Annotated in this window: 25 protein-coding genes; 20 read left to right on the top strand and 5 right to left on the bottom strand. The window is 35.3% G+C overall.

Annotation, left to right across the window (positions count from 1 at the left end):
* The first annotated feature begins 32 nt into the window (after window positions 1–32).
* The 11 genes from BLT04_RS08485 to BLT04_RS08535 all read left to right on the top strand — a co-directional run bounded on the left by BLT04_RS08485 (window position 33) and on the right by BLT04_RS08535 (window position 12,372).
* Entirely contained in the window at window positions 33–1,559 is a 1,527-nt protein-coding gene (locus BLT04_RS08485; RefSeq protein ID WP_089755347.1) for a helicase HerA-like domain-containing protein, read from the top strand.
* 42 nt (window positions 1,560–1,601) lie between these two features.
* The gene (locus BLT04_RS08490; RefSeq protein ID WP_139166226.1) at window positions 1,602–1,952 is read left to right on the top strand and encodes a hypothetical protein; all 351 of its coding nucleotides are present in this window, start codon (window positions 1,602–1,604) and stop codon (window positions 1,950–1,952) included.
* A 12-nt stretch (window positions 1,953–1,964) separates the two neighbouring features.
* Window positions 1,965–3,188 (top strand): 3'-5' exonuclease, encoded by a 1,224-nt coding sequence (locus tag BLT04_RS08495; RefSeq protein ID WP_089755349.1) that lies wholly within the window; start codon window positions 1,965–1,967, stop codon window positions 3,186–3,188.
* A 359-nt stretch (window positions 3,189–3,547) separates the two neighbouring features.
* Complete coding sequence (gene lysA / locus BLT04_RS08500) at window positions 3,548–4,747, top strand: diaminopimelate decarboxylase (RefSeq protein WP_170828450.1); 1,200 nt, start codon at window positions 3,548–3,550, stop codon at window positions 4,745–4,747.
* 95 nt (window positions 4,748–4,842) lie between these two features.
* Window positions 4,843–5,328: a hypothetical protein gene (locus tag BLT04_RS08505; RefSeq protein WP_089755351.1), complete on the top strand. Its 486-nt coding sequence runs from the start codon at window positions 4,843–4,845 to the stop codon at window positions 5,326–5,328.
* A 339-nt stretch (window positions 5,329–5,667) separates the two neighbouring features.
* Entirely contained in the window at window positions 5,668–7,107 is a 1,440-nt protein-coding gene (gene miaB, locus BLT04_RS08510; RefSeq protein ID WP_089755564.1) for a tRNA (N6-isopentenyl adenosine(37)-C2)-methylthiotransferase MiaB, read from the top strand.
* A gap of 54 nt (window positions 7,108–7,161) precedes the next feature.
* On the top strand, window positions 7,162–7,596 hold the full coding sequence (locus BLT04_RS08515; protein WP_139166227.1) for a hypothetical protein: 435 nt from the start codon (window positions 7,162–7,164) through the stop codon (window positions 7,594–7,596).
* A gap of 86 nt (window positions 7,597–7,682) precedes the next feature.
* Entirely contained in the window at window positions 7,683–8,969 is a 1,287-nt protein-coding gene (locus BLT04_RS08520; protein WP_089755353.1) for a sigma-54 interaction domain-containing protein, read from the top strand.
* 11 nt (window positions 8,970–8,980) lie between these two features.
* Entirely contained in the window at window positions 8,981–9,673 is a 693-nt protein-coding gene (locus tag BLT04_RS08525; protein ID WP_089755354.1) for a hypothetical protein, read from the top strand.
* On the top strand, window positions 9,663–10,214 hold the full coding sequence (locus tag BLT04_RS08530; RefSeq protein WP_089755355.1) for an LptE family protein: 552 nt from the start codon (window positions 9,663–9,665) through the stop codon (window positions 10,212–10,214). Before BLT04_RS08525 ends, BLT04_RS08530 begins: the two co-directional genes overlap by 11 nt.
* A 1-nt stretch (window position 10,215) precedes the next feature.
* Complete coding sequence (locus BLT04_RS08535; protein WP_089755356.1) at window positions 10,216–12,372, top strand: hypothetical protein; 2,157 nt, start codon at window positions 10,216–10,218, stop codon at window positions 12,370–12,372.
* Between the two features lie 48 nt (window positions 12,373–12,420).
* Here BLT04_RS08535 and BLT04_RS08540 read toward each other — a convergent pair whose 3' ends face one another.
* From BLT04_RS08540 to BLT04_RS08555, 4 genes are all read right to left on the bottom strand, one after another.
* Complete coding sequence (locus tag BLT04_RS08540; protein ID WP_089755357.1) at window positions 12,421–13,029, bottom strand: DUF4126 domain-containing protein; 609 nt, start codon at window positions 13,027–13,029, stop codon at window positions 12,421–12,423.
* Between the two features lie 125 nt (window positions 13,030–13,154).
* Window positions 13,155–13,529 carry a ribonuclease P protein component gene (gene rnpA / locus BLT04_RS08545; protein ID WP_089755358.1) on the bottom strand — a complete coding sequence of 125 codons (375 nt, stop codon included), beginning with the start codon at window positions 13,527–13,529 and terminating at the stop codon, window positions 13,155–13,157.
* 122 nt (window positions 13,530–13,651) lie between these two features.
* Window positions 13,652–14,380 (bottom strand): tRNA threonylcarbamoyladenosine dehydratase, encoded by a 729-nt coding sequence (locus tag BLT04_RS08550; RefSeq protein WP_089755359.1) that lies wholly within the window; start codon window positions 14,378–14,380, stop codon window positions 13,652–13,654.
* Entirely contained in the window at window positions 14,373–14,999 is a 627-nt protein-coding gene (locus BLT04_RS08555; protein ID WP_089755360.1) for a TatD family hydrolase, read from the bottom strand. Before BLT04_RS08555 ends, BLT04_RS08550 begins: the two co-directional genes overlap by 8 nt.
* 99 nt (window positions 15,000–15,098) lie before the next feature.
* Here BLT04_RS08555 and BLT04_RS08560 point away from each other — a divergent pair, with 99 nt between their 5' ends.
* From BLT04_RS08560 to BLT04_RS08600, 9 genes are all read left to right on the top strand, one after another.
* Entirely contained in the window at window positions 15,099–15,728 is a 630-nt protein-coding gene (locus tag BLT04_RS08560; RefSeq protein WP_089755361.1) for a TetR/AcrR family transcriptional regulator, read from the top strand.
* A gap of 99 nt (window positions 15,729–15,827) precedes the next feature.
* Entirely contained in the window at window positions 15,828–16,823 is a 996-nt protein-coding gene (bamD, locus tag BLT04_RS08565; RefSeq protein ID WP_089755362.1) for an outer membrane protein assembly factor BamD, read from the top strand.
* Window positions 16,824–16,865: 42 nt separating this feature from the next.
* On the top strand, window positions 16,866–17,189 hold the full coding sequence (locus BLT04_RS08570) for a DNA-directed RNA polymerase subunit omega (RefSeq protein ID WP_007842152.1): 324 nt from the start codon (window positions 16,866–16,868) through the stop codon (window positions 17,187–17,189).
* A 116-nt stretch (window positions 17,190–17,305) separates the two neighbouring features.
* Window positions 17,306–18,508 carry a bifunctional phosphopantothenoylcysteine decarboxylase/phosphopantothenate--cysteine ligase CoaBC gene (gene coaBC, locus BLT04_RS08575; RefSeq protein ID WP_089755363.1) on the top strand — a complete coding sequence of 401 codons (1,203 nt, stop codon included), beginning with the start codon at window positions 17,306–17,308 and terminating at the stop codon, window positions 18,506–18,508.
* Between the two features lie 36 nt (window positions 18,509–18,544).
* On the top strand, window positions 18,545–19,450 hold the full coding sequence (gene porD / locus BLT04_RS08580; RefSeq protein ID WP_089755364.1) for a type IX secretion system protein PorD: 906 nt from the start codon (window positions 18,545–18,547) through the stop codon (window positions 19,448–19,450).
* A 70-nt stretch (window positions 19,451–19,520) separates the two neighbouring features.
* The gene (locus BLT04_RS08585; RefSeq protein WP_089755365.1) at window positions 19,521–21,173 is read left to right on the top strand and encodes a DNA repair protein RecN; all 1,653 of its coding nucleotides are present in this window, start codon (window positions 19,521–19,523) and stop codon (window positions 21,171–21,173) included.
* Between the two features lie 196 nt (window positions 21,174–21,369).
* Window positions 21,370–22,836: a DUF5687 family protein gene (locus BLT04_RS08590; RefSeq protein WP_089755366.1), complete on the top strand. Its 1,467-nt coding sequence runs from the start codon at window positions 21,370–21,372 to the stop codon at window positions 22,834–22,836.
* Window position 22,837: 1 nt separating this feature from the next.
* Window positions 22,838–23,578, top strand: coding sequence for an ABC transporter ATP-binding protein (locus BLT04_RS08595; protein ID WP_089755367.1), 741 nt, complete (start codon window positions 22,838–22,840; stop codon window positions 23,576–23,578).
* 56 nt (window positions 23,579–23,634) lie between these two features.
* The gene (locus tag BLT04_RS08600) at window positions 23,635–24,570 is read left to right on the top strand and encodes a Dyp-type peroxidase (RefSeq protein ID WP_089755368.1); all 936 of its coding nucleotides are present in this window, start codon (window positions 23,635–23,637) and stop codon (window positions 24,568–24,570) included.
* Between the two features lie 80 nt (window positions 24,571–24,650).
* Here the strand turns inward: BLT04_RS08600 and BLT04_RS08605 are convergent, their stop codons facing one another.
* Window positions 24,651–24,848: a bacteriocin-like protein gene (locus tag BLT04_RS08605; protein WP_089755369.1), complete on the bottom strand. Its 198-nt coding sequence runs from the start codon at window positions 24,846–24,848 to the stop codon at window positions 24,651–24,653.
* Window positions 24,849–24,921: the final 73 nt, after the last annotated feature.

Consider the following 24,921-nt stretch of genomic DNA (forward strand, 5'->3'; position numbering starts at 1 on the left):
AAAACTTTATATTTATGAGTTAAAAAAATCAAATGGCAGATAAAACAAAATTTATTGAAGAATTAAAGGCAAGATATATTCCGAAAGGAGAACATATTATATTAGGAAAAGCAATGTTAGACGGGGAAGTCGTAACGGAAGTTGATGTTACCATTCCTCTGAAAACAATCAATCGTCACGGGCTTATTGCCGGAGCAACCGGAACCGGAAAGACAAAAACACTGCAGGTTTTTGCAGAACAGCTTTCTCATGCGGGAATTCCGTCCTTGGTTTTGGATATTAAAGGAGATTTTTCGGGAATTGCTGAAGCTGGCGAGAAAAATTCAATTATTGAAGAACGATATGCAAAAACAGGTCTTCCTTACAATCCGCAGCCGTTTCCGGTAGAATTAATGAGCATTTCCGGAGGAAAAGGAGTAAAATTAAAAGCCACCGTTACAGAATTCGGGCCGATTTTATTAAGCAAAATTTTAGAATTAAATGATACTCAGCAAAGTATCATGTCTATTGTTTTTAAATATTGTGATGATAAGGGTCTTCCTTTAATTGATCTTAATGATTTAAAGAAAGTTTTACAGTACGTTACCGATAATGCACAGGGAAAAGCTGAGCTTTCAGCCAATTACGGCTCGATTGCTCCGGCTTCTTTGGGTGCGATTTTAAGATCAATTGTCGCTCTGGAACAACAGGGTGCGGCGAGTTTCTTCGGAGAATTAAGTTTTGATGTTCATGATTTGCTTGAAACAAGGGACGGAAAAGGCGTTGTGAATATTTTGAGAGTTGCTGATATTCAGAGTAAGCCACAGCTGTTTTCAACATTTATGCTTTCTCTTTTTGCTGAAATTTATATGACTTTTCCGGAAGAAGGCGACAGTGGAAAACCTAAGCTGGTGCTTTTCATTGATGAAGCTCATTTGATTTTTGATGAAGCTTCAAAAGCGCTTCTTTCACAAATCGAAACGATGGTAAAACTGATTCGTTCGAAAGGAGTCGGGATTTATTTTATTACCCAAATTCCCGGGGATGTACCTGAAAATGTGCTTTCTCAGTTAGGTCTGAAAATCCAGCACGCGTTGAGAGGATTTACCGCAAAAGATAAAAAGGAAATTTCCAAGGCTGTTGAAAATTATCCGGAAACAGCGTTTTATAATGCGTCAAGCTTAATTCAGAATTTAGGAATCGGAGAAGCTTTTATTACCGCTTTGGATGAAAAAGGAATTCCTACACCGTTGGTTCACACCTATTTAATTTCTCCGGAATCCAGAATGGATGTTTTGAATGACACGGAAATTGCAGAACTGACGAGTAAATCTGCTTTGGTTGCAAAATATGATAAAATCGTTGACAGTGAATCTGCGTATGAAATATTAGTCAACAGAATGGAACAGGCAGCCGAAAATCCGGCACCGAACCAAAAAGCAAAACCCGTAAAAGAAGAGCCCGGAATGTTTGAGCAGGTTCTAAAAAGCCAGGCAGGAAGAACATTTACCAGCACGTTGATGCGTGAAGGCGCAAAAGCAATTTTAGGAATGCTTGGCTTAGGAGGAAGAAAAAGGTAGATGTTTGTGTTTTTAAATATTTTTAGTTTTAAAGTAATTTCAATGATAAAAATACCGTCGTTTTATTTTGTCGGATTGGCTTTTTTAAATTTAATAATGGACAGTTTGCATTCAAAATTTAGCTTTTTTGATGTAATTTTTATTATTTTAGCAGGATTGCCTTTGCTGGTCGACAAAAAATGGTTGTATCAGATCTTTGGAGCGCTGGTTTCTATGAGCAGTTTATATATCGTGTTTGCGGTTTTTATTTCAAACATAAAAGATATTCAACAGAATCAGATACAGCCGCTCTGGACGTATGGCATGGGTTATGTAATAAGTTTGGTAACCTTGTTTTTCGGACTTATAATGACGAGGATTATTAGCATTAATTTAAAGAAATCAGTTGTATAACAGTAATTTATAATGTATTCAATTATAGATATAGAAAGTAATGGTGCAGGTTATAGAAAAGAATGCATTATAGACATCGCCATCTACCGGTATGATGGTCAGAAGATTACGGATCAATTTATATCACTGGTAAATCCTGAAAGTGATATTACTCCTTTTGTACAGAAATTGACCAATATTACCCCAAAAATGGTCAAAACCGCCCCGAAATTTCATGAAATTGCCAAAAGAGTCATTGAAATCACTCAAAACACAACGTTGGTTGGTCACAATATCGATTTTGATTACAGAATGCTTCGCCAGTCTTTCAAACAGCTTGGCTATGATTTCAAAATCAATACTTTAGATACGATTCCTCTGGCTAAAAAGCTGATTCCGGATGAGGTAAGCTATTCTCTTGGAAAATTGGTGAAATCGTTAGGAATTCCTTTAACCAATCATCACAGAGCAGATGGGGATGCACGTGCCACGTTGGAATTATTTAAGCTTTTGATTTCAAAAGACACTGAAAATGAGATCATTCAAAAGCAGCACGATGAAACCAATGCAGAGAATTATATCAACAAAATCAAGCAGTTGACCCAAGATCTGCCGAATGAAAAAGGTTTTGTCTATTTTCAGAATGAAGGTGGAAAAATCATTTTTTCTGATCATGTTCAGGATATTAATAAATTTTCAAAGAAAGTTTTTAATTCTAAATCTAAAAAGTGGGAAGCGGTTCAAAAAGCTGTTGAGCAAATAAATTTTGAACTTACCGGAACCGATATTATTGCGAAGCTTATTTTAAATTCTAAAAATGTTAGAAAAAAGGAGTCACTTCCTTTCGGGCTTTATTTTAGGAATAATAAATATTTTGTCGAAAAAAATAATCTGAACAAAACAGAAAAGCCAATTCTCAAGTTCAGGTCTTTTACACAGGGCTCAAAAGCGGTTCAGTTCATTGGAAAGATCAATGAATATAATGATGTGAATGTTCTCAGAAATAAATTAGATTTCAGAAAAAAAAGCGAGCTTTGGCTGGGCACAGGAAGAAAATTAGGTGAAAAGTTATTTTTAATCATAGAAAACGGAAAGGTGCTTTCTTATGGTTTTTACGATCTTTTTACGCAAATTCAAACATTCAGCAAACTTTCAAAGTTAAAAATTGACCTTCTTTTCCAGTCGGCAGATTTAAATAATGAACTGCAGCTGGCATTGCTTCGCGGCGATTTTGAAACACTGCCGTTGCCAAAATAATTTACAATTACTTTATGGATCATTTTAATATCTTCTCCGTGGAAATTCATTTTCTATTAAATAAAAGAGGATAAGAAATTATTTTTACCAAAATGGTCGGGATTTGTATTGACCGTCAACTTCGCGAATCCGCTATCTGTTATTGTCCTTTATGGGTTATCATTCTGATTTTTTCAATCGGAAAGTAGTCAAATAAGCAAAATAAAAAACTTTTTAAACTCGTATAAAAGTTTTTTATTCTTTAAAAATTAAATTATTAAGAATAATCTTCTATGTGATTGATTTTAAATTATAAACAAATTCTTACTACCTTTGCCCTTTCTTAAAATAACAAAAAAAGAAGTTTTACTTAATCAATTATGAATTCAAAAGAATTACTAAAGATTGCCAATGAGTTTGGTACACCGGTGTATGTTTACGATGCAGAATCGATCAAAATTCAATACGAAAAACTTACATCTTCTTTTTTAAAACACACAAAGTTCTTCTATGCAGCGAAGGCGTTGACCAACATCAACATCCTTAAGTATGTCAAGAACCTGGGTGCTTCTTTGGATTGTGTATCGATTAATGAAGTGAAGCTTGGTTTAAAGGCAGGATTTCCGAAAGAGAAAATATTATTCACTCCCAATTGTGTTGACCTGGCAGAGATCGAGGAAGCCATGACGTTCGGCGTGCACATTAATATTGATAATATCTCTATTTTGGAGCAGTTCGGGAACAAATATGGTAATACATACCCGATTTTAGTAAGAATCAACCCGCATATTTTTGCAGGGGGAAACTATAAAATTTCAACGGGACACATCGACAGTAAGTTTGGGATCTCCATTCACCAGGTTCGTCATATCGAAAGAGTGATGAAAAGCACGAATCTGAATGTTGAAGGTCTTCACATGCATACAGGAAGCGAAATTAAAGATCCTGAGGTTTTCTTACAGGCTTTGGATATTATGTTGGAGCTTTCCGAGCATTTCCCGAATCTGAAATATCTGGATATGGGAAGTGGCTTCAAAATTCCTTATCAGGACAGTGAAGAGGAAACTGATGTAAAAACATTAGGTAAGAAAGTAGAGAAAGTTATTTCTGAATTTTCAAAATCTACAGGAAAAAAATTCGAATTATGGTTTGAGCCAGGAAAATTTTTGGTTGGAAAAAGCGGATATTTATTAGTTAAAGCTAATGTGATCAAGCAAACAACTGCGACTGTTTTCGTTGGCGTGAATTCCGGGTTTAATCATCTGATTCGTCCGATGTTCTATGATTCTTACCATGTTATCGAAAATTTATCTAATCCAAAAGGAGCAGAAAGAATTTATACCGTAGTTGGAAACATCTGTGAAACAGATACTTTTGCTTGGGACAGAAAATTGAATGAAGTAAGAGAAGGTGATATTCTGGCGTTCCACAATGCGGGAGCTTACGGTTTTGAAATGAGCTCAAATTTTAATTCAAGGTTAAAGCCCGCGGAAGTTCTTTTTTTAGACGGAAAAGCTCATTTGATCAGAAAAAGAGACGAATTTGAAGATTTACTGAGAAATCAGATTGAAATATTGTAATTCAGATTAAAAAATATTTAAAAGAAACTTCGCTATTCAGTGAGGTTTCTTTTTTTGCCGTAATTTTGTTCTATCAATTAATAATAAGTAGGCTCATGAAAACACTCGCATTATTTTTAGGTCTTCTTGTGTCAAATTTTGCATTTGCTCAACAGGACATTGAAGAAAGAGATGATAATATAATCACCGAAAACAACAAAAATATCTTAAAAATAGATATTAAAGAACCGTTGCTTCAGATTGCGGTAAAAAATTGTAATGATTTTAAAGCAGCAGGTTTTGAAGGCGGAATTCCTGCGTACAAAGAAATGCTGAGAAAATATATGTATGATTATCTCAATTCTGAATTTTATATCTTAAATGGAGATTTTACCTTTACATTAACCGTTGATCAGACAGGAAAAGTAACAAATATTGAAGGTGCCCCAAAAGTGGCGAACAGCGAAGTTTTCTTTGATGATATGAAGTATGTCGTAAGAAGAATCAAAAAGAACTGGATTCCTGCAAGCTGCAACGGCCAGGCCGTAACTTCTGAAATAAAAATTAAAATGAATTTCTCATCAATTGCTACGGATTTGTAATGAAAGTTTAGTGTGAAATAATATATAATTTCAATCATAAAATCATCAATACAGAAATTTAATTATTAAAAATTATTATTTATTTTAATCTTAATGTTCAATAATTCGGGCAAGTCTCTTGTGAGTGCAGATGGAACGATAGATTTTGTAAAATATTCTGATTCGATTGAAATTGAAATGAGATGGATAGAAGAGAATTTAGAATTCAATAATTCCTGCCATTCTGTCACAGGATTTTGTATCTTTGCAAATTCAATGAGTTCAGAGTTTAATGTTTTACGTTCAAGTTGCCTTGCAATAGACTTAAACCTTAGACTTAAACCTAAAACAGACACTATCGTGCAAGAAAAATATATAGACGAAACAAAACAGGGAGAAGCCTTTGCGATTGCTGAAAAAGACGGAAATTCTAAAAAATTATTTTTGGAAAGCTACGGCTGTCAGATGAATTTCTCTGACTCTGAGATCGTTGCATCTATTCTTAATGAGCAGGGATACAATACCACTCTAAAGGTAGAAGAAGCAGACCTTATCCTTCTAAATACATGCTCAATTCGTGAAAAAGCTGAGCAAACGGTGAGAATGCGTCTTTCTCAGTTCAAAAACCTGAAGAAAGAAAGACCAAATATGACGGTTGGTGTTCTTGGTTGTATGGCTGAAAGGTTGAAAACCAAATTCTTAGAAGAAGAACAATTGGTTGATTTAGTCGTTGGTCCTGATGCGTACAGAGATCTTCCGAATCTTTTAAAAGAAACAGAAGACGGACGAGATGCGATCAACGTAATTCTTTCAAAAGAAGAAACTTATGCAGATATTAACCCTGTTCGTTTAGGGGGAAATGGTGTTACAGCTTTCGTTACAATCACGAGAGGTTGCGATAATATGTGTACATTCTGCGTCGTTCCGTTTACGAGAGGGAGAGAAAGAAGCCGTGATCCGCACTCAATTCTTGAAGAATGTAAAAATCTTTGGGAAAGTGGCTACAAAGAAATTACCCTTTTAGGACAAAACGTAGACTCCTACCTTTGGTACGGAGGCGGTCCTAAAAAAGATTTCGCAAAAGCTTCAGAAATGCAGAAAGCTACGGCTGTTGATTTTTCTCAATTGCTTGATTTGGTGGCTAAAGCTGTTCCGGAAATGAGAATCAGGTTCTCGACTTCCAATCCGCAGGATATGAGTCTGGATGTGTTCAGAATGATGGCAAAGCATGATAATATCTGTAAATATGTTCACCTTCCTGTTCAGAGTGGAAGCAATAAAATGCTGGAAGCCATGAACAGACAGCATACACGTGAGGAATATTTAGATTTAATTAAAAAAGCGAAAGAAATCGTTCCTGATATTTCTTTTTCACAAGATATGATCATCGGTTTCTGCAACGAAACGGAAGAAGATCACCAGGATACATTAAGCTTAATGAGAGAAGTAGAATATGATTACGGTTATATGTTTGCCTACTCAGAAAGACCGGGAACTCCGGCTCACAAGAAAATGGAAGACAATATTCCTGCCGATGTTAAGCAGAGACGTCTGGCTGAAGTGATCGCTTTACAGGGCGAATTATCCAGAAATCGTATGAAGTCTTATGTCGGGAAAACCCATAAAATTTTAATCGAAGGAATTTCAAAGAAGAATAAAAACCAATGGAAAGGAAGAAATTCTCAAAATGCCGTTTGCGTCTTTGATATGCTTGAAGGCCAGAAAATTGGTGACATTGTGGACGTTTTCGTTTTTGACAACACACAAGGCACACTTTTAGGGGAAACAGTGAAAAGCTAATCCGTATTCAACGAATATATTAATTAAATAAAATTATTAACCAATAAATAGACAATGGAAAAGTTTCATAAATATTGCCTAAGTGTATTGTTGGTAATAATCTGCAGCAATATTTCTGCGCACGTCAATAACGGAACTCTTGGAAGTGAGGATTATAAGAAGCTGTGCGAAGTGTACAGCAAATTTTTAAATTCTCAGAATGGTAAAGAATCCCGGGAATTTTGTGTCAGAAAAAAGACAATTCAGTATAATGCAATCCATCAAAAGCAGAACGCGGCTGATATTGCTGAAATATTTTCCGGTTTACGTCATAATTCAGGCTTTTTAAAAGAAAATTTTGGATTATATGGACTTGAAAATGGAAAATATGATAAGATTTTAGAAAATTTTGAGAAAAACAGCAAGACATATAGCTTTGCTGAAACGGAATATTTTAAAAGTAAAGTTTCAAAGATCAGAAACAAGGATTATTTAGAAAAAGTTAGTTAAAAATTAAACAATTATTTCAGACTAATTAACAGACCTGCAATTCATTAGCGCAGGTTCAACTTTAAATCAATAATCTAAATTTACTTATGAGTGTCGAGTTACAAAATATAAAAAATCGTTTCGGAATTATCGGGAATTTCCCGGCTTTAAACCGTGCCTTAGAAAAATCTATTCAGGTGGCACCAACGGATATTTCCGTTCTGGTGATCGGGGAAAGTGGTGTCGGGAAAGAATTTATTCCAAAAATCATTCATGCAGAATCCAAAAGAAAACATCAGCCCTATATTGTCGTAAACTGCGGAGCTATTCCGGAAGGAACGATCGATTCCGAATTGTTCGGTCACGAAAAAGGCGCGTTTACAGGAGCTACAGCAACCAGAAAAGGATATTTTGAGGTGGCTGACGGCGGTACGATTTTCCTTGATGAGGTGGGTGAATTGCCTTTGCAAACACAGGTCCGTTTGCTGAGAGTTCTGGAAAGCGGTGAATTCATGAAAGTGGGTTCGTCTCAGGTTCAGAAAACCAATGTAAGAATCGTTGCGGCAACAAACGTGAATATGATGAAGGCAATTCATGACGGAAGATTCCGTGAAGATTTGTTTTACCGTTTGAATACGGTGCAGATTGATATGCCTGCTTTGAGAGAAAGAAAAGGAGATATTCATTTGTTATTCAGAAAGTTTGCGATAGATTTTGCTGAAAAATACAGGATGCCGGAATTGGAGCTGGAGCCAAATGCTGTTCATTATATCGAAAATTATGCTTTTCCGGGAAATATCCGTCAGTTGAGAAATCTGGTCGAGCAAATGACGGTTGTCGAAAGAAACAGAAAGCTTACTGCTGAAAAATTAGCAGAATATATCCCGATGGAAACTCATTTGCCAATGGTGGTCAATACTCCGAATTCTCAAAAGCAGAATGATTTTGGCAGCGAACGAGAAATTATGTACAAAATTCTCTTCGATATGCGAAACGATATAAATGATTTAAAATCCTTAACTTCGGAGCTGATTAAAAACCGCGGAACAGCAGATTTAAGCAATCAGGAAAAGAATTTAATCAATAGGATTTATACTCCTGAAAATCAGCAGGCTGTAGCGCCGAATAATTCAATGCTTTTCTTTGAGGATAAAAACCCTGCAGTTCAGACGCCGACAATTATTTCAAACTCAGATGATCATTATGAAGATTTTGAAGATATTGAAATTGAAGACGATAAACCGGAATCTCTTTCGCTTCAAAATAATGAAAAAGACTTGATTATCAAAGCGTTGGAAAAGCATAAAGGCCGTAGGAACAAAGCCGCGGACGAGCTAGGTATTTCTCAAAGAACATTATACAGGAAAATAAAACAATATAACTTAGAAGAATAAACTAATTAATCATGATGAAATTTAGCGCAAAACCAGTCAATTTTAAACTGAATGACTATTTAAGTAACGGATATGAATTTTTAAAAAATAATTTCGGAAACCTGCTCGGAGCTTTTTTACTTTGCATCGTAATGTCAATTATTCCTTTCTGCAGCTTTTTGGCAGTGGGTAATTTTTATAAATATTGCAGAGATTTAAGAGCGGGAAAACAGGTAAGTGCCGGAGATATTTTCAATTTTGATAACTTCATGCCGTATTTTATTTTACAGTTGATTTTAGTCGGAGGTATTTTGCTGCTATATATACCAATGATAATCATGATGCCGATTATGGCTAATAATCATGGAGAGCCTTCTTCGGCAATGCTGTTTTTTATACCTTATATGGTAATTTTATATATTGCAATCATAATTATCTGCTTAAAAGGCTTCTATATTCCGGCATTGATCTCTTTAGGAGGTGTGACGGATGTTAAAACAGCCTGGAAAATGTCTGTAACAATGGGAAAAGGTAATTTGTTGTCCATTTTCTTGTTTGCGCTCGTCGTAAGTCTTATCGGAAACTTAGGTATTTTAGCTTGCGGTATTGGGATTTTTCTTACTTTACCATTTGTTTATACAGCTCATTATTTTGCTTTTGAAGATGCAATGAAGCAGGTTGAATATGATGAAATAATAGAAATCGGATCTAAAAATGAATTTTAAAATTAAAAATATCCAAATCAGACATTCAGGATTTACCTGGCTTTTACTTCTCTGTTTAGGAGTTTTAAACTCTTGCTACAGTTTCACGGGCTCATCTTTAACGGATGAAAAAACGGTACAGATCAATGAATTTCCCAACAATGCGGCACTGGTAAATCCTACCCTATCACAGCAGTTTTCAACGGATATTCAAAACAGGTTTTTACAGCGTACCACCCTGAAAGGAACGAAGGAAAATCCGGATATTTTAATCGAAGGAGAAATTACAGATTATTCCATCAGCCCCACAACAATCAGCTCAAATACCCAGACAACTTCAACAGGAGGAGTTATCCAGGAATCACAAAATAAGTTAACGATCACCGTGAAAGTGCATTATGAAAACAAAGTGCATCCCGATTCCAGCTTTGACAGAACCTATTCTGATGAGGCGGTTTTTAACAGCAACCTTTCACAAAGCGACATTGAAGCTTCTCAGGTGAAAATCGTAACTGAAAGAATTATTAATAAAATATTTAACGACATCGTAGCAAACTGGTAAAATGAATCCTAGAGTTTTAGAATTATTAAAAGACCCAAAAAGCATTCAGTCAGAGGATTTACATCTTCTGAAAGAGGAGATTAATTCTTTTCCCTACATTCAGAATATCAGAGCATTGCATTTGTATGGAGTGCATCTTTATGATAAAGAAAACTATCAGAAAGAGCTTTCCACAACGGCAGCTTATACAACAGATAAAAAGATCCTTTATCAGCTGATTAACGGTAAAATTCAGCAAAAGCAAAAGCCTGAAATTAAGGTTGAAGCAAAAAAGCCCGAATTTTCTAAAAATACATTTAATTATACCTATAAAAGCAGCAATTTCCCTTTAAAAAGAGAGGAAAAAGAAGAGACTAAAGAAAATGTGGCGATTCCAGCTCAGGAACTTGAAGTCCCTGAAGTTGTAAAGAGTGATGCTGTTGAAAATCAGGTAAATACATCCGGACATAAATACGAAGAAGCTGCGCGTTTACTGCAAAATCCAAAGCCTGAAATAAAAGATGTTTTTGTAAAAGGCGAAAGAAACAGAATTTTATTTGAAGGAGAAGAAAATTTCCTTGATGATGAAAATGTTGAAAAAATTGACCTCGAATCCACACTGGAATCAGGCGTTATTGTCACTCAAAAAGCAGAAGTAAAAGATCCTGTTTCTGAAATTAATGATTCCGAAAACATCGTAAACAGTTCCGGTAAAGCAGAAAATTCTGAGGAAATAAAAGAAGAATTTACTCCTGAAACAATTATTGAAGAGGAAAATATTTCGTCAAAAGAAGAAAAAGAGGAAATTAATGATGAAGTAAGTTTTCATGAGATTGAAAATGTAGAAAGTCAGCAAAATATTCAGACAAATGAAATTGTAGAGGAGAAAATAGAGGAAGAAGATGTTAAAAGAACAGAAACATCAATCGCTGAATTTACGCCTGAAACAATTATTAATGAAGAAAAAATTTCATCAGAAAAAGTTGAAGAAACCGTAAATGATGAATCTGAATTAAGCTTCCACGAGACACAGTCTTTTTTACCGGAAATTAATATTCAGACAAGTTCTGAAGAAGAAAAACCGACTCAAAATAACACTTCTCCCGAAGTTCACGGATTGCAGGCCTTCCTGACAGGCACAAAAATTCAGACCAATAATCCTGAACAGAAACAGCAGGAAAATAAGCCGGCGATCAATAAGCACGAAGAAGAAATGAGACGTCTGATCGAGGAAGTTGAGAAAAAAATGAAGGAGAGCAAAAAAGATGCAGGCGAAAAGGAAAAAGAAGAGCCGGAAATCATCAGCCATGATATCAGTTTTGCAGAAACTCAGAGCTTTGATGTAAAATCTGTTGAAAAAGATGATAAAGAGAATGAATTTACAAAATCGGATGAACCGAAATCTGAGACTAAAGAAAATCAGGAAAGTAAACGAGAATTCATAGCAGAAAAACCCGTTGAAATACAGGAAAAGGTACAATCTTCCTGGAAACCAATGAGTTTTGAACCTCATGTTCCGGATTCACTATTGAATAAGACCCAGGAAATTCCGCAGCCGAAAATTGAAGCTCCAAAAGAAGAAACTCCGAAGCAGGAAGAAATTTTACCTGAAATTAAGGAACTCCCGAAATTGGTAAAAGATCAGTCACAGCAATTCGGAACGGCAACAAAAGAGCTTCAAAAAGATCCTGAAGCGCCCGTAATGAACGTTTCCTTCTTTAATTCAGATACCATCGCAAGCTGGAAAGTCGACCTGCAGAAAGAAGAGGAAAAAATGGAGGAAGAAGTAAAGGAAATCCCTCAGAAAACTTCTCAGGCCCCTGTTGACAGCAATGTTCCTGGTTTTATTAATACATGGCAAAGCTGGCTGAAAATCGACAGAACGCCGGAAGTTGAAGAAAAAGATAAGATCGAAATAAAAAATAAAGTTATTGAAACCTTTATTGAAACCAATCCGAAAATTTCCCAGCTAAAAGATGAGGTTAATTTTGTGGTGAAAGAAAAAAATGACGACATTTCTCACTTAATGACAGAAACGCTGGCGAATCTTTATTTTGAGCAAAAATTATATACAAAAGCTATAAAAGCCTTTGAAGTTTTAATGAATAAATTCCCTGAAAAGAAAGATTATTTTGAAGCAAAAATTCAGGAAATAAAAGATAATCGTACTAAAAATTAATTATTTACGATGCAAAAAAAAACGGCTGATTAGATATCAGCCGTTTTTTTATGTATTATCAACAACGGTTTTATTTTTTCTTAACTTTCGCCAGGCTTTTCGTCCTAAAACAACGACAAGTATGACTAAAATGATGGCGCAAATTCCGGCAATAATAGGAGCTGCTATTGCTAAAAAAGTCATCAGCCCGGCTCCGGCTGTTTCAGTAGTTCCGACGACGGAATTCCCCAATCCTCCCGTTGTTGCCGTAGAAGCCGCCCTAAGTCCTGCGAATCCTGAGCTGATCGTTGCCGCCGTTCCTCCTCCTGCAATTAAAGCCAGCGCCCATTGCGGAAATGTTCCTAAATCAGCAAATTGACTCGCAAACAATACCGAGCCAGCAATCGTAGCCAACGGAATAGAAAGTGTATCCAGCAAATGATCAATAAAAGGAATGTAATAGGCTAAAACTTCGGCGATGGTTGCAATTCCTGTTGTAATCAAGGTCGGAAGCCCCGCAAGCCATTCAAATTGCTCATTCATGGGAATCCAGTGAAGGTACGAAGCTAAGCTTACTGCAAACATCGGCAGAAAAACTCTAAAGCCCGTCGCGGCAGCCAAACCGATGCCGATAAAGGCGCTCAGCACGTAAGGTAAATAGGGAACATGGTCTAACATTTTAATTTTCAGATTAATTGTTTCCCTTTAAAGTTACAAAAATTTATATTTCTACAGATTTTGCAGACTTATTTATAAAAATATACATAATCATCTGTGTAAATCCGTGTGATCTGTGGAAAAAATTAAGGCTTTTTCTGAGACTGACAAAGCTTAATAAACTGTGCTTCAACATCTTGAAATTTTTCAGGCATTTCAGGCGAAACCCAAAACATCATCGCCATCGTTTGATCTCCGAAAGCTTCCTTGAAAAGGTCTTTATTTAAGCGATAACATTCTCTCAGCAATCTTTTTAAACGATTTCTATGAACTGCTTTTTTGAAATATCTTTTAGAAACGGAAACCGCAAACTTTGTACTTTCTACAGGCAGAGTGGGTTTATCCTTAAGAACAATAATTCTCAAATTCCCATGCGTTCGCCATTTGCCCTTCTCGAAAAGCAAAGTAATTTCGGTGTTTTTTTTAAGTTTTTCCGCTCTTGGGTATTTGAAATTTGTCATTTACGGACGTAAATATAAGGTATATTTTGTTTATTTGAGATGCTTCGACAAGCTCAGCATGAAAGTGCTGTAAATTGACAGATAGTGTGTAGAAATGTCATGCTGAGCCTGTCGAAGCTTATTTAATTTTCTTTTTTTATTAAATAATTAATCACTTCTGCTGCGGCATACAGCCCGAAAATTGCCGGAATATAACTTATCGTTCCGTAAAAAGATCTTTTATAATTGGTTCCGTCAGTCATTTTAAGGCTTTCTTCATTCTGAAGCTCGTTAGAAAAAACGCATCGGATTCCTTTGTTTATTTTCTCTTTTTTCAGCCTTTTTCTTACCTGTTTTGCCAGAAAGCAATTTTGAGATTTACTGATATCTCTTACCATTACTTTACTTGGATCAGATTTTCCGCCGGCTCCCATTGAGCTTACGATTTTTATTTTTTTTCTTTTTGCTGCGATCAGTAACTTAAGTTTTGGAGTCACACTGTCGATGCAATCGAGGATATAATCGAATTTTCCGGCATCCAGGACTTCATTCATCCTTTCCGGATTCAGAAACTCATTGATTTTAATTAAATTAAGTTTGGGATTTATATCTAAAAGTCTTTCAGCAACAACTTCCACTTTATGTTTTCCGATAGTGGAATGTAAAGCGGGTAACTGTCTGTTAATGTTGGTGATATCTACCGTATCTCCGTCTACGATGGTCATATTTCCGACTCCGGATCTTGCCAAAAATTCAGCCGCAAAAGAGCCAACACCTCCCAAACCTACCACCAGAACAGATGCTTTATTTAATTTTTCCAAGCCTTCTTCTTTGATGAGAAGTTCCGTTCTTTCCAACCAGTACTTATCCATTTTTTATTGTCTCTAAATTTTCTATAATTTGTCCGTTAAGTTTTTCTAAGGAAATTTCCTTTATTTCCGAAACTTTCTGATATAGTTCTTCGATGCTAAAATCATCATTATCAGTTTCTAAAAAGATTTTGTCTAAAGGGGTAATTTTCAAAGTATTCTGCAAAGATAAATTATACAAAACCGCTTTTCCAAAACTCAGATAAAAATTATTTTTAAGAAGATCATCCGCAATGCTTTGTTTTTTATTAAAACCATGAATGATCATCGGCTGTTCGGCATATTTTTTAAATGAAATAACTTCATAAAATTTTCTTACACAATGAATGATTATTGGTTTTTTTACTTCGTTGGCGAATTTTATTTGTTTTAAAAAAACGTCTTCCTGAATTTTCTGATTGATTTCAACAAAAGAATCTAATCCGCATTCTCCAATCGCGAAACAGTTTTCATAAATGTTTGATTGTAGCCAATTGAATTGATTTTCAATAGAATGAATATCAATATCTTTTGGATGAATACCAATCGAATACGGAAAATCAGGAGGTATTTCTTCGGAATCCAAATTATAGATGCCGTTTTTTATATTTTTCTTATGATGATGAAAATCAAAAAAATCCATTTTCAAAAATACCAATTATTTAGAATTAACGTAAAATTCTTAAACGAACGTTTATAAATGTGTTAAAAATTTCTTAACTTTACCTGAAAGCAGCACTTCATGAGAAAAAAATTTACTGAAAAACAAATTCATATTTTAGATATAGCCGAAGAGCTGATCGCCAAAAAAGGCTACGAAGGAACGTCTGTGAGGGATATTTGTTCAAAAGCGAACATCAATGTAGCCATGATCTCTTATTATTTTGGTTCGAAGGAAAAAATGATGTCTTATCTGTACCAGTACAGAGTGTTAAAAACCAGAGAAAATTTTTCAGAATTTGCAGATACCATAAAAGACGGCAAGCCAGAAATGCAAATGAAAGAAATTATTAAATATATTGTTGCTCAATTATTTAAGTATAATTATTTCCACGGTTTTGTTACTCAGGAACTTCGTCATACAGAAAATTTAAAAGACGAATTGCTGGATTTTTATCAGTTATTTGTTAAAAAAGTGGATGAAGTAATCAAAAAAGGAGTTGCCTCGGGCGTTTTTACATTTACACCAAAACCGGAGGATGTTTTGACAACAATTATTGGTTCTACCTTATTTGTTATTAGAAATAAAAACTTTTACGAGCTGTATGTTCCGAGTAAAAATGAGGAAACATATGAAAAAGAAGCCGAAAAAAAGGTCAGAATGAATCTTTTAATGAGCGTTTTTGCAATTTTAGGATACGCAGCAGACTAAAATTACGTTAAATAATCATAAAAAGAAATCTATTGACAAAAAAGTTTTATTTTTGCAAATTAATAGATCGGTATAAATCCGAGAACTGTTGAATTTTATATGAAAAAATATATTTTAGGTCTTTTAGCGGTGGCTGTAGTTTCGGCTTGTACAAGTCAGCAGGATAAAGCGATGAAAAGTGCAGACAAAAACTACATCTTGAAAACAGCTAATGAAAATTTTGCTAAAAAGAAGTGGAAAAATGCTTTGGCGCTGTATGACAGGCTTCCGAACCTTGTAGCGGGTACAGATGATGCTCCGAATGTGGTTTTTAACTCTGCATATGCCAATTATTATGATAAAAACTTCAAATTGGCAGGACACCAGTTCAAGAATTTTGCCGTAAGTTTTCCGCAGGATAACAGAAAAGAAGAAGCTGCTTATATGTCGGCTTTATGCTACTATGAAGGCTCTATGGATTATAACTTAGACCAATCGAGCACAGAGCTGGCGATTAATGAGCTGCAGGATTTCTTGAATAATTATCCAACTTCAGAAAGATCTAAAAACATCAATACGCTGATTGAGGAATTGTCTTATAAGTTAGAGTTTAAATCTTACGAAAATGCAAGACAATATTTCAATATGGGTGATTATAAGGCAGCCAACACGGCATTAGAAAATGTATTGGAAGATTTTCCAAGTACAAAGCTTCGTCCGAAAATTTATGATTATATCTTAAAATCCCGTTATCAGCTGGCAACAAAATCAATTTATGATCTTAAGGATGAGCGTATAGAAAGCGCCTTGGCATTCACAAGACAGGTTGAAAAAGAAATGCCGAATACAGAAAATGCTAAAACCGCTTTAGACTTAAGAGCTAAGCTGGAAAAAGAAAAGAAAGACTTTGTAGAGGTAAAAAAACAAACCGAAGCAAGAATTGCAACATTAACTGCAAAACAGAAAAAAGAGGCAGAAAAGCTTGCTGAAAAATCAAAAACGGAAGAACAAATTAAAAATCAGGCAGATGCCGAGAAGAAAGCAATGCAGATCCAGAGGGATAGTGCAGCACTTCAGACCCCTCCTCCGGCAGCGACTTTCAAAATCCAAAGATAATTCGTAAATTTGCCATCTTAATAAATAATTAATTTTCTCAAAATGAGTGTAAAAGATACAAAAGCAGAAGTAAATACTATTACTTACGATAAAGATAAGATTGAAGATAAAGTAGCCTCAATCTATGAAGCTATTGTTATCATGGGAAAGAGAGCAGAGCAGATCAATGCAGAAATTCGTACAGAACTTCATAATAAGCTTGATGAGTTTGCTGTTCATAATTCTACATTAGAAGAAGTTTTCGAAAACAGAGAGCAGATCGAGATCTCAAAACATTATGAAAAACTTCCTAAGCCGACTTCAATCGCTATTGAAGAATGGTTAAACGAAGATATCTATTTCAGAAAAACAGAAGAGAGAAAATAATTCATTTGTTTTTTTTATATATGAAGGTCATAAAGGGAATTGTTTCTTTATGACCTTTGTTGTTTAGGTGTTTCTGAGAAAAAATAAGTAATTTAGTGTTCTAAAATTAAAACTACATGAGTATTTCCGGGAAAAAAATTCTCATTGCCGTTTCCGGGGGAATTGCAGCTTACAAAATACATTTTCTGATAAGAGATTTTATCAAAAAAGGTGCGGAAGTTCAGGTAATTATGACGCCGGATGCTGAGAATTTTGTAACCAAGCTTAGTTTGTCCACACTTTCTAAAAAGCCTGTTTATTCAGACTTTTATGGTGATAACGGAACCTGGAACAGCCATGTAGAATTGGGTTTATGGGCTGATGCAATTATCGTTGCGCCATGCACGGCAAATACATTAGCGAAAATGACCCACGGAATGTGTGATAATCTCGTTATTGCAACCTATATGTCGGCAAAATGCCCTGTTTTTATCGCTCCTGCGATGGATTTGGATATGTATGCGCATCCTTCGACAAAACAAAATCTTGAAATGGCAGAAGATTTCGGTCATATCATTATTCCTGCAGAAAATGGCGAGCTGGCAAGCGGATTAATCGGGCAGGGAAGAATGGCAGAACCGGAAACAATTTCCAAAGCTGTTGAAGATTTTTTTGATTTAAATAATAAAAAAACGCTGGAAGGCAAAACCGTTTTAATTACAGCTGGTCCGACGTATGAAGCAATTGATCCTGTGCGATTTATAGGAAATCATTCTTCCGGAAAAATGGGATTTTCTTTAGCTGAAGAAGCCGTGAAAAGAGGAGCGAAAGTGATCTTGATTTCCGGACCGAGTTCTCAGGTTATCAATGATAAAAATGTTGATATACACAGAGTTACTTCAGCAAAAGAAATGCTTGCAAAAGTTTTTGAGTTTTACGAAAATGTAGATATCGCCATCGCAAGCGCAGCCGTTGCAGATTACGCTCCAAAAGAAGTTGCCCTAGAAAAAATCAAAAAAAATGATGATAATTTAATCATTGAACTGATTAAAAATCCGGACATTCTGAAAACAATGGGAGAAAAGAAAACACATCAGTTTTTAGTAGGATTTGCCTTAGAAACCCAGAATGAAGAAGAAAATGCAAAAGCCAAGCTGCAAAAGAAAAATCTTGATATGATTGTTTTAAATTCTCTTCGCGACAAAGGCGCAGGATTTAAAAACGATACCAATAAAATAAAAATATTCACCAAAACGGATGCAATAGAATTTGAGCTTAAATCTAAAGAAAATGTGGCAAAAGACATTTTAGATTTCGCGGAGTCTCAACTTTTAAAATAATTTTAATAAATTTCCGTTCTCAATCTTAAAATAATAATGAAAAAAATCATAAGCTTATTTTTACTGCTTTTCTTATATAATATCAGTTTTTCCCAGGAATTACTGGCCACCGTACAGGTTAATGCCCAACAGATACAGGGAAGTAACCAGCAGGCTTTTAAAGCGTTGGAGAAAAGTCTTCGTGATTTTATCAACAACACAAGCTGGACAGGCAAAAAACTCCAGAATTTTGAAAAAGTAAAATCAAATTTTGCCCTCGTAATCTCCGAAAAAGACGGAAATAGATACAAAGCAACACTTGTCGTGCAGGCGGTTCGCCCGGTTTATAATTCAACTTACGAATCTCCTTTGCTCAATCTTCAGGATACAAAATTCGGGTTTGAATATATTGAAAATGAGAACCTTATTTTTAATGAAAGACAGTTCTCAGGGAAGAATTTAATTGATGTTATCAGCTTTTATGTCTATGTAATTTTGGGCTATGATGCAGACAGCTTCCAGTCGATGGCAGGAACCCAGTGGTTTCAGAAAGCGCAGCTGGTTGCCCAAAACGGCGAATCACAGAATACATATGATGGCTGGAAGCAGGTAAACGAACCAAGAAACCGTTCTCAGCTGATCAGAGAAATCCTCAATCCAAACATGTCACAGCTGCGTTCTACCTATTATACCTATCACAGAGCCGGACTGGATAATTTATTTAATCAGGATCAGACAGGCGCGAAAAAAGTAATTTTTGATGCCCTGATGCAATTAAAAATGTACGAAAACTCTTTTCAGCAAAATTATTATTTCGATATTTTTATGACAACCAAAGCAGATGAGATCTTTAATATTTTTGATTCCAATAATAACGGCGGTCTCGTTATTGCTGATCTAAAGCAATTAATGATGACAATCTCTCCAAAAAATACCGAGACCAAATGGAACAGGTGGAAATAAGATCCTTCATCTTCTCTTGAATTCTGAACTGTAAAGTTTTATATTTGCAGTAACAAGTAATCTGCTATTCATGCTGTCGAGAATATATATTAAAAATTTTGCCCTGATTGATACCTTAGATGTATCGCTTCACAATGGTTTACAGGTTATTACCGGTGAAACCGGAGCAGGGAAATCTATTATTTTAGGTGCTCTCAGACTTATTTTGGGCGAAAGAGCAGATGCAAAATCAATCTCAAATGCCGAAGAAAAAAGCATTGTAGAAACAGAATTTGATTTAAATAACCAGTTCAAAAAGTTCTTCATAGAAAATGATCTCGATTACGAGCATCAGACCATTATCAGAAGAGAAATTTCACCTTCGGGGAAGTCAAGAGCGTTTATTAATGATGTGCCGGTAACACTGGATGTGCTGAAAGAACTTTCTTCTCAGCTTATTGACATCCATTCTCAATTTGAAACTTCCAATCTTTTTACTTCTGAATATCAGTTTAAAATCATCGACGGCCTTTCCGAAAATAAGAAGCTGATTGAAGAGTATCAAAATGAATATTCAGACTTTCAAAGCTTAAAAATTCAGCTTAAAAAATTCACGGCTCAGCTTTCAGAAAATAAAAAAGAAAGCGATTATAAAGAATTTTTATTAAATGAGCTGGAAGAAATAAAACTCGATGATGTTGATTATCACGACCTGCAAAACCAACTTTCCGTTCAGGAAAATGCAGAAATGATCTCCGAAAATCTGGCTCAGGTTTTATCAAGATTTCATCAGGAAGAAGTCGGAATTTTGTCTTTCTTTAATGAAGCAAAAAATAAGTTATCTAAAATTGCAGAAGTTTCAAACAGCTTTTCTGAGCTTGATCAAAGACTTGAGGTCTCTTTTGTGGAACTAAAAGATATTATTTCCGAGCTGGAAAATGAATCTGAGAAAATTGAGATCAATCCTGAAAATTTAGCCATACTTTCTGAGCTTAATAATAAAATAAATGCCCTGTTTCTTAAACACAGTGTTTCGGGTATCAATGAATTAATTGAGATTCGTGATCAGCTGTCCGGCGAGCAAAAAGGAGCTTCCGAACTGGAAGCCCACATTCTTGAAATCGAAGAAAATATTTCTAAGAAAGAAAAAATACTTCAGTCCCTTTCCGAAAAGCTTTCTAAGAACAGAAAAAAAAGCGTTCCTGTTTTTGTTAAAAAAGCTGAAGATCTGCTTAAAAAATTAGGGCTTGAAAAAGCAAAGGTTGATATAGAATTACAAATGACCCCGGAATTTAATCAGTTCGGGAAAGAAAATATCCAGCTTTTATTCCAGGCGAATTCCGGCTTTCCTTTAAAACCGATTCAGACGGCCATTTCAGGAGGTGAAAGATCAAGAGTAATGCTCGCTGTAAAGAAAATCATTGCTGAAAGTGATGAGCTGCCAACGCTTATTTTAGACGAAATTGACACCGGAGTTTCAGGAAAAGTAGCCGAAGAAATCGGAAATCTTATGCGCGAAATGTCAAATGATATGCAGCTGATCGTTATTTCTCACCTGGCACAGGTTGCCGCAAAAGGGAATAACAATTATAAGGTTGTAAAACAGGACGTTTCCGGAAAAACCCAATCAACAATCGTTCCTCTTAGCGACGAGGAAAAGCTTAATGAAATTGCACAGCTGCTTTCCGGAAGTAAGATTACAGAAGCTGCTTTGGCCCAGGCTAAGGAATTAATAGAAAATTAAAGATATTTGTTTAAAGGCTTAGACAAGCTCAACCTGACAGACGGTTAGTATTAAAGATGTCACCCTGAGCGGAGTCGAAGGGTCTATAAGAATTAATTTTTAACCTAAAAATGTAAAAAATCCTTTAAACAGGAATTTTACATTAAAAATCTGTAACATATTTTGCTTTATATTTACTAATGTAAAAAAATAAACTATGTTTTTAAAGTTCCTGAGGTTAGAAATCAAAAGTTTTTTTCGAGGCTCGTCGGTCGGGATTAATCTTGCCATGAAGATTCTCCGTTTTTTGGGGATATTATATTTCATGGGAATGCTGATTCTCGCAGGGTTTTTTGCGTTTTTTTATGTAAAAGAAGAAATCCATCTCGATCCTTTGAAGGTTGTCTCAAAATTTTTAATTATCGGTTGGGTACTCGATCTCGCGCTCAAATATTTGTGGCAGGAAATGCCGACGCAGAATATTAAGCCGTTTCTTACTTTAAGCATAAGGAAAAATACGCTGGTGAATTATATGCTGACAAAAACTTTTTTAACGGTTTTCAGCTGGATAAATTCTTTATTCTTTATCACGTTTTTTATTATTGCTTTATGGAACGGATATAGTTTTGTAGAAACTTTTTCATGGTTTATCGGGGTTTCATTATTATTTTACCTTAATAATTTTATCAATATATTTTTCAACGATAAAGAGACGGTTGCTCTCTCGCTTGCGATTCTTTTTGCTGCGGTCGGGGCTCTGGGCTATTATAATATCATTCCTGTTTTGTCCTATTCAGAGACTTTCTTTTATGGATTTTTCTTAAAACCTTATTTAACGTTATTGGTAATCGCTTTATTTGTGGGGATCTGGTGGCTTTGCTTTACATATATCCGTAAAGAATTTTATCTTGACCAAGGTCTTGAGGCTAAGAAAACGGTTGGTAAAACTGAAAATATCGCCTTTTTAAATAAATATGGAGTGACGGGAACCTTCATCAACAATGACATTAAAATGCTGAGACGGAATAAAGTCACAAAAGGTATTTTATTGGGAAGCTTTATGTTTCTTTTTTACGGATTATTAATGTTTACTTCACCGATTTATAAAACCCCGACAATGACAATGTTTATGGGGCTTTTTGTAACGGGAGGCTTTCAATTCCTTTTTGGTCAGCGGGTTCCGGCTTTTGACAGCTCCTATTATCCGTTAATGATGACCTTAAATGTGCCTTACAAACAATATCTGAAAGCAAAATGGTGGCTCATTAATATTGTAACTGCCGTTTCTATGGTCGTGGCTTTGTTTTACGCCTATTTCGGATGGGAATTGTATATCACTTTCTTTGCGGCGGGGTTGTATAATATTGGAGTTAATTCTCAGTTTACGCTTTGGTCAGGCGCTTTTAATAAGACTCAGATTGATTTAAATTCTAAAGAAAAAAGAATCGGACAAAAGAATAGCTTTAACTTAAAAGCTTTGTTATTATTAATTCCAAAGATGCTTTTACCGATGGCGGTTTTCGGTTTGATGAAATATTTTTTCGGGATAACAGCCGGCGTTGTCAGCATTGCCATTTTGGGAACCGCAGGATTTTTATTGAGAGAAAAAATCTTCGACATCATTGTAAGACATTATAAAGTAGAGAAATACAGCACATTAGACGCATTCAAAAATAAAGCTTAATATGATTACTATAAATAATTTATCTAAAACTTATGGAACGGCAACCGTTCTGAACATCGAAAATCTTGAAATTCCAAACGGAGAAACCTTTGGGCTTGTCGGAAATAACGGAGCCGGAAAAACAACACTTTTCAGCCTAATGCTGGATTTGATTCAGCCGACAACAGGTTTTGTGAGCATTGACGGAATAAAAGTCAACGAATCGGAAGCTTGGAAAAGCAAAGTTTCAGCCTTCGTAGACGATACTTTTTTGATCGGATATCTTACGCCTGAGGAATATTTTTACTTTATTGGAGAATTGAGAGGGCAGAATAAAGCTTCTGTTGATGAGTTTTTGAAGCAGTTTCATGATCTTTTTAACGGCGAAATTTTAAATTCCGGAAAATACGTTCGCGATTTATCAAAAGGTAATCAAAAGAAAGTTGGAATTATCGGGGCCATCATCGGAAATCCTGAAATCATTATTCTGGATGAGCCTTTTGCAAATCTTGACCCTTCGACACAGATTAAACTTAAAAATTTAATTAAAGAATTATCAAAGCAGGACGGCGTTACTTTTCTTATTTCAAGCCACGATTTATCCCATACAACGGAAGTTTGTAACAGAATTGTTGTTGTAAATAAAGGGCAATTGGTGAAAGATATTCAGACAAATCCTGAAACATTAAGAGATCTTGAGCAATATTTTGCAGATCAGGTTTCAAATCCTGTCGAGACGATTAGCGTTGAAGAAGTAAAATAGTTTTTGCTGAAATTTAATCTTAAGAAATAACACTTTAATTAAAATTAAACTAATACATGAAAGCGGATTCACAAAATGTTACTGATTATCCAAACAGCAATACCATTTTCATGGTTTGGAAGCTCAATGAAGATCCGAAGCTTAAGGATATTTTTCAGCAATTGTGTGCATTGGTTTTAAATCTTAACAATTCTGTTTTTAATAGATTTCCGGATAGCCGCGCGAGCTGTGTGATGGGAATTGGCTATGAAGCCTGGAAAAAGCTGGAACTTCCGAAGCCGTTACCTAAAGAATTGGTGAATTATGAAGAAATTAAAGGGGAAAAACATACCGCCGTTGCTACCCCCGGAGATCTGCATTTTCATTTGCGGGCGGATAATAAAAGCGTGATTTTTGATATGGCGATTGAAATTTCTAAATTATTAAGTCCTTTTGCTGAAAGTATTTTGGAGGTTCATGGCTTTAAATATTGGGATGCGCGCTCGATTCTCGGCTTTGTTGACGGAACTGAAAATCCGCATGGTGATGATCGCGATTATTTTGCGAAAATTGGGGATGAAGACTTAAATTATAAAGGCGGAAGCTATCTTTTTGTTCAAAAATATCTTCACAATATGGATGCCTGGAAAGGGCTTTCCACGGATGAGCAGGAAAAAGTGATCGGAAGATCGAAAGAAAATGATATTGAGATGTCAGATGATGTGAAACCTTCAAATTCTCATATTGCATTGGCAAATATTGAAGGCGAAAACGGAGAAGAATTAAAAATTGTGAGAGACAATATGCCGTTCGGAAATCCCTCAACGAATGAGTTCGGAACGTATTTTATAGCCTATGCGAGTACATTTTCAACGGTGAGAAAAATGCTGACCAATATGTTTATCGGAAATCCTGTTGGGAATTACGACAGAATTTTAGATTTCAGCACGGCAGTTACGGGCTCTCTTTTCTTTGTTCCGACAAGAAATATGTTGGATGAATTTTCCGGATAAGTTTAAAATCAAAACAAAAATATAAAAGGTCGGAAAATTGTTTTCCGACCTTCTTTTTATCAAATATCTACATTAAAACACTAAAGTGGATTTCCGTTATCACACATATCAACAGGAATCAGGCACATGGTTCCGTTGCAGGGATTTCCTCCCGGAGGCATTTGTAAGCAGCACGCATGATAGCCGTTCCATTCAACATGAATCAAAGTTCCCGGGCAGGTGTGGCCGCCTAAAACTTCTTTTAAATTTTGTCTGTTTAATTTCTTAAGATTTTTCATAATAATTTGATTTTGGATTAGTTTTAATTTATATCACTAATATATGAAAAATTTAAACTGAAAAATGTATTTT

The organism is Chryseobacterium soldanellicola (assembly GCF_900100115.1).
GTDB classification, from domain to species: Bacteria; Bacteroidota; Bacteroidia; order Flavobacteriales; family Weeksellaceae; genus Chryseobacterium; species Chryseobacterium soldanellicola.